At 73.4% G+C, this 12,584-nt stretch carries 14 protein-coding genes; 3 read left to right on the top strand and 11 right to left on the bottom strand.

What is annotated here, in order from left to right; translation table 11 throughout:
- Positions 1 to 63 precede the first annotated feature (63 nt).
- A complete protein-coding gene (locus tag EIO00_RS08955; protein WP_140177074.1) occupies positions 64 to 1,215 on the top strand; it encodes a VWA domain-containing protein in 1,152 nt (383 codons plus the stop codon).
- Positions 1,215 to 3,239 carry a hypothetical protein gene (locus EIO00_RS08960; RefSeq protein WP_140177075.1) on the top strand — a complete coding sequence of 675 codons (2,025 nt, stop codon included), beginning with the start codon at positions 1,215 to 1,217 and terminating at the stop codon, positions 3,237 to 3,239. The genes EIO00_RS08955 and EIO00_RS08960 overlap by 1 nt, the downstream gene beginning before the upstream one ends.
- Before the next feature lie 102 nt (positions 3,240 to 3,341).
- Here the strand turns inward: EIO00_RS08960 and EIO00_RS08965 are convergent, their stop codons facing one another.
- Positions 3,342 to 3,779, bottom strand: a complete 438-nt coding sequence (locus EIO00_RS08965; RefSeq protein ID WP_140177077.1) for a DUF6069 family protein — start codon at positions 3,777 to 3,779, stop codon at positions 3,342 to 3,344.
- A 107-nt stretch (positions 3,780 to 3,886) separates the two neighbouring features.
- On the opposite strand from EIO00_RS08965, the gene EIO00_RS08970 reads away from it, so the two are divergent.
- Complete coding sequence (locus EIO00_RS08970; protein ID WP_206664086.1) at positions 3,887 to 4,312, top strand: MarR family winged helix-turn-helix transcriptional regulator; 426 nt, start codon at positions 3,887 to 3,889, stop codon at positions 4,310 to 4,312.
- Positions 4,313 to 4,501: 189 nt separating this feature from the next.
- Here the strand turns inward: EIO00_RS08970 and EIO00_RS08975 are convergent, their stop codons facing one another.
- From EIO00_RS08975 to EIO00_RS09020, 10 genes are all read right to left on the bottom strand, one after another.
- The gene (locus EIO00_RS08975) at positions 4,502 to 5,092 is read right to left on the bottom strand and encodes a class I SAM-dependent methyltransferase (protein WP_140177081.1); all 591 of its coding nucleotides are present in this window, start codon (positions 5,090 to 5,092) and stop codon (positions 4,502 to 4,504) included.
- Positions 5,093 to 5,100: 8 nt separating this feature from the next.
- Entirely contained in the window at positions 5,101 to 5,487 is a 387-nt protein-coding gene (locus EIO00_RS08980) for an RNA-binding S4 domain-containing protein (RefSeq protein ID WP_140177084.1), read from the bottom strand.
- A gap of 220 nt (positions 5,488 to 5,707) precedes the next feature.
- On the bottom strand, positions 5,708 to 6,529 hold the full coding sequence (locus EIO00_RS08985; protein ID WP_140177086.1) for a DUF6282 family protein: 822 nt from the start codon (positions 6,527 to 6,529) through the stop codon (positions 5,708 to 5,710).
- Position 6,530: 1 nt separating this feature from the next.
- A complete protein-coding gene (locus tag EIO00_RS08990; RefSeq protein ID WP_241661231.1) occupies positions 6,531 to 7,361 on the bottom strand; it encodes a carbon-nitrogen hydrolase family protein in 831 nt (276 codons plus the stop codon).
- Complete coding sequence (locus EIO00_RS08995) at positions 7,358 to 8,323, bottom strand: glycine betaine ABC transporter substrate-binding protein (RefSeq protein ID WP_140177088.1); 966 nt, start codon at positions 8,321 to 8,323, stop codon at positions 7,358 to 7,360. Before EIO00_RS08995 ends, EIO00_RS08990 begins: the two co-directional genes overlap by 4 nt.
- Before the next feature lie 39 nt (positions 8,324 to 8,362).
- A complete protein-coding gene (locus EIO00_RS09000) occupies positions 8,363 to 9,115 on the bottom strand; it encodes an ABC transporter permease (RefSeq protein WP_140177090.1) in 753 nt (250 codons plus the stop codon).
- Positions 9,112 to 10,119: an ABC transporter ATP-binding protein gene (locus EIO00_RS09005; RefSeq protein ID WP_140177092.1), complete on the bottom strand. Its 1,008-nt coding sequence runs from the start codon at positions 10,117 to 10,119 to the stop codon at positions 9,112 to 9,114. The genes EIO00_RS09000 and EIO00_RS09005 overlap by 4 nt, the downstream gene beginning before the upstream one ends.
- On the bottom strand, positions 10,112 to 10,759 hold the full coding sequence (locus tag EIO00_RS09010; protein ID WP_140177094.1) for an ABC transporter permease: 648 nt from the start codon (positions 10,757 to 10,759) through the stop codon (positions 10,112 to 10,114). Before EIO00_RS09010 ends, EIO00_RS09005 begins: the two co-directional genes overlap by 8 nt.
- Positions 10,760 to 10,771: 12 nt before the next feature.
- On the bottom strand, positions 10,772 to 11,692 hold the full coding sequence (locus EIO00_RS09015; RefSeq protein ID WP_140177095.1) for an alpha/beta hydrolase: 921 nt from the start codon (positions 11,690 to 11,692) through the stop codon (positions 10,772 to 10,774).
- Between the two features lie 32 nt (positions 11,693 to 11,724).
- Positions 11,725 to 12,498: an IclR family transcriptional regulator gene (locus EIO00_RS09020; protein WP_140177097.1), complete on the bottom strand. Its 774-nt coding sequence runs from the start codon at positions 12,496 to 12,498 to the stop codon at positions 11,725 to 11,727.
- Between the last annotated feature and the right edge of the window lie 86 nt (positions 12,499 to 12,584).

The raw sequence follows: 12,584 nt of genomic DNA on the forward strand, positions 1-12,584 counted from the left end.
CGGCGTCGGCGAGAGACGCGGGAAGACGGATCGGCCACCGACCGAGGAGAGGCGACGAGCGGAATGAGGCTGCCGGACGCCGGGCTGGAACGCTGGCGGCTGGTGCTGGGCGAGCCCGCCGAGGAGCACCTGGGCGGGCTGAGCGAGACGGCCGCCGCCCGCGACCGGGCGCTGGACTGGCTGTACGGGCGGGACCCCGAGCACGCCCGCCGCGGCATCCGCCGCGGCGGCCTGCGCGGGCCCGGGGGCGAGGACCGGAGCGGGGGCCTGGGCGCGGCCCAGGTGACCCCGGTGGACTGGCTGGACGACGTGCACCGGCTGTTCCCCAAGGAGACGATCGAACGGCTGGAACGCGACGCCGTCGAACGCTACGGGATCACCGAGATCGTCACCGACCCGGCGGTGCTGGCGCGCATCGAGCCGAGCCGGACGCTGCTGCGGGCCGTCCTGCGCACCAAGCACCTGATGAACCCCGAGGTGCTGGAGATGGCGCGGCGGATCGTCGCCGCGGTCGTCAAGGAGCTGCTCGAACGACTCGCCGTCGAGGTCCGCCGTTCGTTCCACGGCACGCGCTCCCGACGGCCGAGCCCCTGGCGCCGCGCCCGCGACTTCGACTTCCACCGCACCCTCCGCGCCAACCTGGGGCACTACCGGCCGGAGGAGCGCAGGCTCTACATCGAGCGCCCCCACTTCCTCTCGCGCACCCGCCGCCACATGGAGCGCTGGCAGCTGATCCTGCTGGTCGACCAGTCCGGGTCGATGGTGGACTCGGTGATCCACTCGGCGGTGACCGCCGCCTGCCTGTGGGGGCTGCCGGGGCTGAAGACCCATCTGGTCACCTTCAGCACCTCGGTGGTCGACCTGACCGAGGAGATCACCGACCCGGTGGAGGTCTTGATGAGCGTGCAGCTCGGCGGCGGCACCGACATCGCCGGCGCCGTCCGCTACGCCGCCGGGCTGGTGGACAATCCCCGCCGCGCCATCGTCGCCGTGATCAGCGACTTCTACGAGGGCGGGGACGAGCAGCTGCTGCTCCACACCGTCCGCGGCCTGGTGGAGCAGGGCACCCGGGTGCTGGGACTGGCGGCGCTGGACGAGGACGCCGAACCCGACTACGACCGCGCGCTGGCGCAGCGGCTGGCCGACCTCGGCGCGCACGTCGGCGCGATGACCCCCGGTCAGCTGGCCTCTTTCGTCGCGGACGTGATGGGCTGATGAAACGGACCGATCTGCTCACGCTGACCCCGCAGGCACTGGCCTCCCTGGCCAACCGGGGGCTGGTCAAGCGGGCCACCAAGGACGTCGAGGCGGGCAAGGCGCCCGTCCCCTCCACCGACCCCGACGGCACGGTGCGCGGCGACTTCGGCGACGGGGTGGCCGCGTCCCTGCCGACGGGCGCGGGCCTGGAGGGGGCGAGCTGCACCTGCGCGGCGACGGGGATGTGCCGGCACATCATCACGCTGGTGCTGGCCTACCAGCGGCACGAGACGGAGACCGCCCCCGAGACCGCCGCGGATCCCGCCCCGGGGGCCGCCCGGGACGCGGACCGGCGCGAGCCGGAGACCGCCGAGACGGCGGGCCCCGGCTCGCAGTGGTCCCCGGGGGCGTTCGAGGACGAGGAGCTGGCCCGGCTGTTCGGGCGGCACGCGATCACCGGCGCCCGCCGGACGTTCCGCGCCGGGTACGCGGCCCGCATCCATCGGCCCACCGCGGACGACCCGGTCGCGACGGTGGAACTGCCGACCTGCACGGTCCGCTTCCTGGTGCCGGGCGAACTGGGGTATGTGGACACCGACGCGGCCGCCGCCTCGCGCGGCCAGATGATCACGCTGGCGGTGTGGGCGTTCCGGGCGGCGGACGAGGCGGGGCTGACCGACCGGGAGGTCCGGCTGGACGTCGGAGGCGCGGCCACCGTCACCTCCTCCGGTCTGGAGCCGGCGTTGGAGGTGGTCGACGAGCTGCTGCTGGACGGGGCGATGAACACCGGCCGGCTCCCGGCGAACACGCTGCGCGCGGCCGCCCGCGACCTGACCGCCGCCGATCTGCACTGGCCCGCCGCCGCGCTGGAGGACCTGGCCGCCCAGATCGTCGCCTACCACGACCGCGACGCCCGCTACGCCCCCGAGCGCTTCGCCGAACTGGTGGCCGAGCTGCACGCCCGGCACCGCGCCGCCCTGCACCCCGCCGGCAGCCCCCGCTCCCAGATCCTGGGCACCGACGAACGGGCCTCGACGCCGCTGCGGCACGTCCGGCTGACCGGGGTGGGCTGCCGGGTCGGCGGCACCGACCGGGAGCGCACCGTCTCGATCTGCCTGGCCCAGGCCGACTCGGGGATCGTGCTGGTGCTGCGGCGCGCGGTGCAGGTCGCCGAGGAGGAGATCGTCACCGGCCACGACCTGGCCTCCCGCAGGGTCGCCGGGGCCGCCCTGCGGTCCCTGGCCGCCGCCGTGGTGGTCTCCCAGACCGCCTCCCGCAGCGCCGGCCGCGTCATCAAGCTCGGCGGCGGCCGGCTGGGCGGGTCCCTGGTCACCCCGCTGGACCCCGCCACCGCCTGGTCGGACCTGCCCGAGCCGCTGCTGGTCCGCGACCTGGCCGCCCTGGACCGCGCGATGACCGCGCTCCCGCCGCGCCTGATCCGCTCCCGGGTGGCCGCCGAGCTGGTGCGCGTCATCGAGGTCGACGCGGTCCGCGAGCTGCGCTACGACCCCGCCGCGCAGCGGCTGGAGGCGGTGATCGCCGACCGCGCCGGCGCCACCGCCGTGGTCTCCGCGACCCACTCCCCGCACGCCCCGGGGGCCCTCGACGCCCTGGCCGAGGCGCTCAAGGACGACCCCCACCATGTCAGCGGATCGGTCGGCCGGGTGGGCGGCGCCCTGGTCATCGACCCCCTGGCGGTCGCGACCCCCCGGGCCGTCGTCCTCCCCGACCTGGCCCCCGGCGACGGCGACGCGGCCCTGGCCTCCGGCGGCCGCACCGATCCCCCTCCCCTGACGGCCGCCCTGGAGGGCGCCGTGGCCGCCTCCGCCGAGGTCGCGCACCGCGGCCTGCGGCATGTCACCGACGGTGTGCGCGGCCGCGTCGCCGAGGCCGCCGACGCCCTCCGCCGGGTCGGTCTGGCCCGCGCCGCCGGTTCCCTCACCGCCCTGCACGCCGCGTTGTCCGCCGGAGACCCCGGCCGCATGATCACCGCCTGGGTCGACGCCCACATCCGTCTGCTGACGACCCTCGAACGCGCCTGACGGCGCCCCGTTCTCGCCCGCGGCCTTTCGGCGACACTCGAGTCGGCCGTTCGGGGCCGGGGGCGAGGACGCCGGTCGTCCCCGCGCGGCGGGGCGGGGGCGTCACGCCGCGGTCGATCCGGTGGTCCGGCTCCCGGTCGTGGTGCTCAGCAGGACCGGGACGAGGACCGCCGCGACCGCGATGTGCGCGAGCGAGAGCACCGTCTTGCTCCCGCCGGTCGCCTCGACACCGGCCACCGGGACGAACGACCCCACCAGCATGAGCACGGCGACGATCGTCCAGATCAGCCCGGCCCGGGCGGTCAGCCGTTCCAGGACGGCCAGCAGCGCCCATCCCGCCAGGGAGAAGATCAGCGAGGCCACCGCGATGGCGCCCGCGCCGACGTCCGCGGTCCCCCGGCCGGGCTGGGTGACCACCAGGTCGTGTCCCAGCACGGGCTCGCCCACCGCCCATACCGCGAGAGCCGCCGCCACCGCTCCGGCCACGCCCACGAGGCGACGACCGCGTCGGGCTCTGGCAGACAGCCGGGTCACGCTCACCGGAACACCTCCTTGAGGTCATCAATATTTGACGACCTCAACCATATGGCCATTACTTGAGATCCTCAACAATCAACGGCTCCAAGGGGACTCGTATGATCGGTCACATGAGCGGGGATGCCGATCCGGTCGCCGCCGAGCTGGCCGACCTCGTCTTCCAGGTGGCCGGACGCCTGCGCGTGAGCTTCAACGCCAACGCCGCCGAGTTGGACCTGCCCCCGACCCAGGCCCTGGCCCTGACCCTGCTGGACTCCCCCACCCCCATGCGCGACCTGGCCGACCGGCTGTCCTGCGACGCCTCCAACGTGACCGGCATCATTGACGGCCTGGAACGCCGCGGCCTGGTCGTCCGCCGCCCCTCCCCCACCGACCGCCGCGTCAAGCACCTGGTCCTCACCGAGGAAGGCGAACGCCGCCGCGCCGAGCTGCGCGCCCGCAACCACGCCAAGGCCGCCGAACTGTTCGCCCTCCCCCCTCAGCAGCGCCGGCAGCTCCGCGACCTGCTGGCGGCCCTGCTCCCCGCCGAGGACTGACCCCCGCGGCCCGCCCCGACACGCCGCCGCACCCCGCACGCCGCCCGCACGATCATCCGCGCGGTCCCCGCGGGCACCCCCCACGAGCCCCGACGCACGCCCCCGCCCCGCCGCGCCCCGGGCAACGCGGTCGACGACCGGCACCTTCCGCGGGGCCCGCACCCCGCACCCGCCGCGCGCCCCTCACGGTCAGCGGCGCAGCACCAGACGGGTCCAACAGACCCCCGGCCGCCGCCCCAGATCCGCGGTCCGCCGCACCTGGACGGCCCGCAGCCCGTGCGCGGCGGCCGTCCCGATCACCTCCTCGGCCGGGACCTGGAACATCCGGCGCCCCTCGGGCACCGGGCCGTGCCGCAGCGTCAGCACGACCGTGCCGCCCGGGGCCGTCAGCGCGGCGACCCGCGCCATCCCCGCCGCCCGCTCCCCCTCATCCAGGTGCATCCACACCGCGCTCAGCAGCACCAGATCGAACGTCCCCCGCACGCTCCCCAGCTCGGGAAGCGCATCGTCGACCCAGACGATGCCGAGCCCGCCGTGCGCCCGCCGCGCCCACTCCCGCAGCCGCGCCACCGGCTCGACCGCGGTCACCGCATGCCCCATCCGGGCCAGCGCCGCCGCGTCCCGTCCGCTTCCGGCCCCGATGTCCACCGCCCGCGCGGGCGGGGGCGGCAGCATCGGAAGCAGATCCCCGTGCAGGTCCGCGAACGACACGCTCTCGTACGCCCGCACCAGCCGCGCGGCGTCCTCGGCGTACCCCTCGGTCCCGCCGACCGCCCGCATCGGCGCCGTCAGGTGAAGAAGCCCCGCCTGCGGAAGCGCTCCAGCTCCCTGCGCTCCCGCTTGGTGGGCCGGCCCGCGCCGCGTTCGCGCTGGGCGACCGGGAGCAGGGCCTCGCGCGGCGGCGGAGGCGGGCTCTTGTCGATGAGGCATTCGGCGGCGACGGACGCGCCGACCCGCTTGCGAATGACCCGCTGCACGACCACGATCCGCTCCCGGCCGTTGAGCCGCAGCCGCACCTCATCGCCGGGCCGCACCGGGGTGGACGGCTTGACCCGGGTGTCGTTGACCTTGACGTGCCCTCCGCGGCAGGCGGCGGTCGCCATGGAACGGGTCTTGACCAGCCGCACGGACCACAGCCACACGTCGACCCGCACGGAGTCCTGCTCATCCGCCATACCGCCGACCTTAACCGCCGCACGGACGAAACGGGCGTGCGATATCGGTCCTCTCTCCATCGGTCCTCTTTCTCCGCACGACGACGCCACCGGGGTCGTCCCGGCTCCGGCGTGGAAGAGGGCCGGATCCCTCGTCGATGCGCCGGGCGTCCCGGCGGCGGGTTCCCCGGCCGGGGTGAGCGTGCGGCCGGGGAGCCCGCCGGTCGGTCCTCGGGGTCCTTCAGGTGAGGAAGAGCCGCGCGGGCACCGTGGACGCGGCCGCCCTGAGCAGGCCCGGGTCGAGGCCTTGTGCGACCAGCTCGTCGATGAGCCGATGCAGCGCGTGCGGCGGAGACGGGGAGTCCGGCTGACCGGCGTCGGAGGACAGGACCAGGCGGTCTGCGGCGGCGCGGGCGACCTCGGCGAGCCGTTCGGCGGTGCAGCCCGGCTGGTGCAGCAGCTGGTAGGCGGTGATCTCGACATGCCCTCCGGCCTCGGCCAGCTCACCGATCTCGGCGGGGGTCAGCCCGGGAACGGTGTAGGACGGGTGGGTCAGCAGAACCCGCCGGATCCCGAAACGCCGCGCGCGTTTCAGCAGCCAGGCGCATTCCGGGCCGCTGAGATGCCCGGTGGCCAGCACCGCGTCATGGTCGGCGATCAGCGCCAGGACCAAGTCGACCACGGGCTGGGCGTCCGGTTCGACCGGGGGCACCGCGAAGACCCGGCGTTCCAGCCGCGCATCACGGTCGCACAGCCGGGGCAGCCCGGCCCGCTCCTGGGTGTGCGCATCGGCCGTGGGCATCCACACCACCCGGCCGCCGGCGGCGAGGGCGGCCGCCACGGCGGCGGGGTTGATCCCGCCCGCGGCCTGGTTGAGCGTGACGCCGCCGAGGACGGGCATGCCGTGGCGGGCCAGGGCGCGGGCCCTGCCGACCGTCGACTCATAGTGCCCCTTGAGGACGAACCCCTCGAACCCGCTCTCGCGGTAGGCGTGGAGGATGTCGGCGTCCTCTCCGATCCGCGGCACGATGTCGGGCGCGGCGTGCACATGGCAGTCGAACATCTCACTCTTCCTCGGCGGCCAGCCGTGCGGCCTCGGCGGCCACGAGCTCGAACCTGGACTCCCGCAGCAACGGCCAGCGTCGACGCAGCGCGCGCAGCGCCTCCAGGTCGAGGTCGACGACGGCCTGGTCCTCGTCCGGGCCGAGCCGGAGCAACGCCTCGCCGTCGGGACCGACCACGCACGATCCGCCCCAGAACCGCCGGCCGCACTCGACGCCGGACCGGTTGACGAACACGACATAGGTCTGCAGCGTGACCGCGGCGTGCACGAGGAGGATGTCCCACGCTCGCTGCACGGGAACGGCGGCCCGGCTTTCGACGCTGTTGGCGATGACCACGAGGACCTCGGCGCCGCCGTGCGCGGCGAGCCACGCCAGCGGCGGCTGCCACAGGTCGTTGCAGATCAGCACGGACATCCGGGCGCCGCGGACGGCATGGCGGCGCAGCCGGGTGCCGGGGCGGAAGTGCTTGCCCTCCTCCCAGTCGCGGTAGGTGGGCAGATACAGCTTGCGCTGCACCTCCACCCGCTCGCCGTCCACGATCGCGGCGCTGTTGTAGTGGTGGTGGCGGCGGGCCTCGACGAATCCGACGACCGCGGCCGGCCCGTGCCCGCCGAGCCCGGCGATCCGTGGGTCGGTGGCCGCCAGGGCGCGGGGGTCGTCGAGTTCGCCGAGGTGATAGCCGTGGGTGGCCAATTCGGGCGCCACCGCCAGGTCGGCGTCGGCGACCCGGCGGAGCCGGCGGTCCAGCTCCGCCAGGTTCGCCTCCACCGCACCGAGCCGGGGCGCGCTCTGCAGCAGGGCGACCCGCAGCGACGCGGCGGTCGCCGTCATCCGATGAAGCCCTTGTCCCGCAGCCAGTCGCGGGCGACCCGCTCGGGGGTGTCGCCGTCGACGTCCACCTTGGCGTTGAGCCCGCGCAGCGTCTCATCGTCGAGCGCCGCCGAGACCGGCGCGATGATCTCGGCGAGCTGCGGGGCCTCGTCCATCACCTGCTTGCGCACCGTCAGCGACGGGTTGTAGGCGGTGAAGAACCGCTTGTCGTCCTGGAGCACGGTCAGCCCCAGCGCCTTGATCCGGCCGTCGGTGGCGAACACCTCTCCGAAGTTGCACGGGGAGGACTTGTCGATGGAGTTGTAGACCGCGCCGAGCGCGAGCTCGGCGGTGGCCGACCGGGGCAGGTCGAAGCCGTAGGCGCTCTTCAGCCCCGGCCAGCCGTCGTTGCGGCCGAAGAACTCCGAGGCGCCGCAGAACGTGGCCTGCTTGGCGTCCTTCTTGGCCAGCGCGGCGTAGTCGGAGATGGTCTTCACGCCGAGCTCGGCCGCCTTCTCGTTGCTCGTGGCGATGGCGTAGGTGTTGTTCGCCGGGGCGGGGGCGAGCCAGCGGACGCCGTTGTGGGCCAGGTCGGCCTTGGCGACCTCCTCGTACTGCCGCCCGGGGTCGGTGATCGGCGTGGTCTTCTTCAGGTGAGTGATCCAGCCGGTGCCGGTGTACTCCCAGTACATGTCGATCGACCCGCTGGTCAGCGCGTTGCGGACGGTGTTGCTGCCGGACATGCCGCAGCTCCGCTTCACCTCGGCGCCGACCGACTCCAGCGCGACGGCGGTGATCTCGCAGAGCACGAGCTGCTCGGTGAACTCCTTGGAGCCGACGGTCACGGTGACGCCGTCGAGTCCGCCCTTGTCGGCCAGGGAGCCCTTGGCCACATCACCGCCCGGCGACTGGCTCAGGGCGCAGCCGCCCAGGGTCACGGCGGTCAGACCGGCGAGCGCGAGGGTGCGCAGTGTGGGGTGCATGGCGTTCCTTAACGGGGTGAGGAGTGTCGGATGGGGGTGTCACAGGCCGCGAGGGCGAAGGAACCGTTCGGCGAGACCGGCCAGCCAGTCCACCATCAGGGCGAGCGCGATGGTCAGCACGCTGCCGGTCATCAGGACCGGCATGCGGTTGAACACGATGCCGCTTTCGATCAGCGATCCCAGGCCGCCGGCGTTGGTGTAGGTGGCCAGGGTCGCGACGCCGACGTTGAGGATGAGGGCGACCCGGATGCCGGCGATCATCACCGGGACGGCCAGCGGCAGCTCGATCTTCATCAGCACCTGCAGCGGGCTCATCCCCATCCCCCGGCCGGCGTCGATGACGGAACGGTCGACCTGCCGCAGGCCGACCATCGTGTTGCGCAGCACCGGCAGGACGGCGTAGGCCACCAGGGCGATCACCGCCATCGTGAATCCGACGTCGAACAGGATCGCCAGCAGCACCAGCACGCCGATGGACGGGATGGCCTGGCCCGCGTTGGCCAGTCCGAGGACGGGGGGAGCCAGCAGCCTGGCCCGGCGGCGGGTGAGCAGCACGCCGAGGGGGACGGCGATGGCGATCACCGCGATCGTCGACACCGCCACCAGGCGCACATGCTCGACCGTGCGGGCGAGGATCTCGTCGGTGGCCAGCAGCCGCGCCTCGATCGAGTCCAGCTCGGCCGTCTGCAGATAGCCGAGCATGCCCGCCACCAGCGCCGCCGCGATGAGCGGCAGGACCCAGCCGCGCGCCGGCGCACCGGCCTCGACGGTCACCGCGTCGGCGGCGCTCATCGCGCCTCCCCCTTCGCGCGGGCCGCCGCGAGCAGCAGATCCCGCATGGTCAGCGACCGCTCACCGCGGCCGTCGGCGGAGGCGACCACGACCTCGTCGGCGCCCGCCTGGAGCATCTCCTCGAGCGCCGCATGCACGGTCTGGTCCTCGGTGAGGCGCACCGCGCCCCGCCCGGCCGGCTCGGGGGCGCCGCCGGGGATGTCGGCGATCCGCAGCAGCCCCAGCCGGCGGATTCCGGTCCCGGCGCCGACGAAGGAGCGGACGTAGTCGTTGGCCGGTTCGGACAGGATCTCCAGCGGGGTGGCGAACTGCTCCAGCCGCGACCCCTCCCCGAAGATCGCGATGCGGTCGCCGAGCTTGAGCGCCTCGTCGATGTCATGGGTGACGAAGACGATGGTCTTGCGGATGCGCTCTTGGAGCTTGAGGAACTCCTCCTGCAACCGGTCCCGGGTGATGGGGTCGATCGCCCCGAACGGCTCGTCCATCAGCATGACCGGCGGGTCGCCCGCCAGGGCGCGCGCCACTCCGACCCGCTGCTGCTGCCCGCCGGACAGCTGCTTGGGATAGCGGTCGCGGAAGGCGGCCGGGTCGAGCCCGACCAGCTCCAGCAGCTCGTCGACGCGGTCGCGGATGCGGGCCTTGTCCCAGCCGAGCAGCTTCGGCACCAGCCCGATGTTCTGGGCGATGGTCATGTGCGGGATCAGGCCGATCTGCTGGATGACATAGCCGATGCGCCGGCGCAGCCGGTCGGGGTCGACGTCGGTGACGTCCTCCCCGTCGATCCAGATGCGTCCCGAGGTGGGCTCGACCAGCCGGTTGATCATGCGCAGGGTGGTGGTCTTGCCGCATCCGGAGGGGCCGACGAAGACGACGAACTCACCGCGGCGGATGTCCATCGACAGCTTCGACACGGCGTCGGTGGACTGACCGGGGTAACGCTTGACCAGCCCTTCCAGGCGGATCATCACCTCGGGAGGCGGGGGGCTGGCGGTGGGATCAGTCATGGAGACCTCGCGGGGTTGTGAGCCGGCCGATGAGGACGAACACAAGGTCGAGCACCAGCGCGACCAGGACGACCCCGGCCACGCCGCTCATCGCCTCGTTGAAGGCGTTCGCACCGCCGATGCGGGACAGTCCGCGGAAGATCAGCTCGCCGAGTCCCGGTCCGCGGACGGCCGCGCCGATCGCCGCGATGGCCACGACCATGATCGTCGCCACTCGGATGCCGTTGAGGATCACCGGCCAGGCGAGCGGCAGCCGCACCATCCACAGCCGCTGCCCGGCCCCCAGGCCCATCCCGCGGGAGGCGTCGACGACCGCGGGGTCGACGATCTGCAGACCGGTGACGGTGTTCCGCAGGATGGGGAAGACCGCATACACGGTGAGCGCCGCCACGGTCGGGGCGAGCCCCAGTCCCAGCAGCGGAATGAGCAGGCCGAACAACGCGAACGACGGGATCGTCAGCAGCGTTCCGGTGATCCCCAGCAGCACCCGGCGCAACCGGGGGGTGCGCTCGGTGGCGATCCCCAGGCCCACCCCGATCACCGCGGCGATCGCGACGCTGAGCAGCACCACCTGCACGTGCTGCACGGTGAGGAACGCGATCCTGTCGAAGTTGCGGTCGACGTACTCGACGAAGGACATGACGGCCCCGGTTCACTCGACGGCGGCCGTCGATCCGGTCGCGAACGCCTCGGCCAGGAAACCGTCGATGAGCTCGACCACCCGCAGGAAGGTCGGGTCGTCGTCGAACATCCACTCGGTGTGGCCCTTGCCTTCCAGCAGCTCCAGCCGCTTGGGCTCGCCGGCGGCCTCATACAGGTGCCGCGCCTCCTCCGGCAGGTGCAGCCGGTTCTCCGCACCGTGCACGATGAGCAGCGGCCGCGGCGCGATCCGGTGCACGACGTCGACCGGGCGGAATCGCAGCAGGTAGTCGGCCGACTCCAAGGTCACCCCCGAGCCGAACCCGGGCGCCTTGTAAAGCTCCTCGTCGACGTAGTCGTCGGTGCGCCGGTCCAGATCCAGGCGGACGATGTCCCACGGCGAGGTGATCTCGGAACGGCCGTGGGCGGCGCGGTGGACACGGTCCGCGGCCACCCGCTTGAGCAGGCTCTTCCAGGACTCCTCATCGTGCATGTTCCGGGTGGACCGGTGCCCGTCGGCGATCCCGTTGCAGGTGATCACCGCGCGGACCCGGGGATCGTCGGCCGCCGCGGCGACGACGACCCCGCCGCCCAGCCCCCAGCCGAGCAGGGCCAGGCGGTCGGCGTCGAGATCGGGGTGCCCGGTGACCCGGTCGACCGCGGCGCGCAGGTCCTCGGCCCACTCCTGGGGCACCAGACGGCCGCGCTCCCCTTCGCTGAGGCCGAATCCGCGGTAGTCGAAGGCCAGCACGGCGTATCCCCGCCGGGTCAGCGCACGGGCGAACCGCTCGGGATGGATGACCTTGAGTCCCTGGAACCCGCTGGCGGGGATCACGATCGGGTACGGCGCGCCCGCACCGCCGTCATCGGGCAGGTGCAGGTCGGCGTCGAGCCGGTGGCCGTTGCTGAAGAAGGGCAAGGGTGTCGAGTGCATGCATGTGCTCCTGATGAGCCGGGGGCGGGCGGTCAGTTCTCGGGAGGGGCGGAGGAGATGGCCCGTGACAGGTGGGCCGCGGCCGCCGCGACCTGCTGGCCGACCGCGGTGAGCCGGTCCTGCAGGCGGTAGGCGGGCGCCGAGACGTTGAGCGCGGCGATGATCTGGTTGCGGAAGTCCCGCACCGGAGCGGCCGCGGCGACCAGATCCCGGTCGAACTCCCCGTCCACCACGGCGAACCCGCGCCGCCGCGCCTGGTGCACGCGGCGCAACAGGTCGTCGATGTCCTTGGGCGCCTTCGGTCCCGGTCCCGGGAACGGCACGTCCGCCAGCAGTTCGCGGATCTCGTCGTCGGAATGGTCGATCAGCAGGGCGCGCCCGGACGAGGTGCAGTGCACCGGCGACGTCCGGCCCACCCAGCCGACCGCCTCGATGGTCCGTCGTGAGCTCTCCGAGAGGATCGTGAGCGCCTCGCGACCGTGCAGCACCGTCAGGTGCACGCGCTCCTGCGTCACATCGGACAGCCGTCGCATCACCGCCGGAGCGAGCAGCAGCAGCCGCTGGTCGCCGGCCCGGGCCGCCAGGGTGAACAGCCGCCACCCCAGCCGGTGCCGCCCTTTGGCGCTGCGTTCCACCAGGCCCAGCTCGACCAGGGGACGCAGGCCCCGGGACACGATCGACTTGTCCCGGCCCAGGGCGCGCGCCAGCTCGGCCACCGTCATGCCGTCGCTGTTGCCGTTGCCGGCGCTCAGCGCTTCCAGGACCGCCAACAGCCTGGCCGCTGATGTGCGCTCCGTCTCACTCATGTTCGGGATGGTGGGGGAGCGTAAACCGATTGCGCAACGCACCATTGCATTCAATGCAACGGTGAAAGCCGCTGATAGACGACACA

The organism is Thermomonospora catenispora (assembly GCF_006363815.1).
In the GTDB taxonomy this organism is placed as follows: Bacteria; Actinomycetota; Actinomycetes; order Streptosporangiales; family Streptosporangiaceae; genus Thermomonospora; species Thermomonospora catenispora.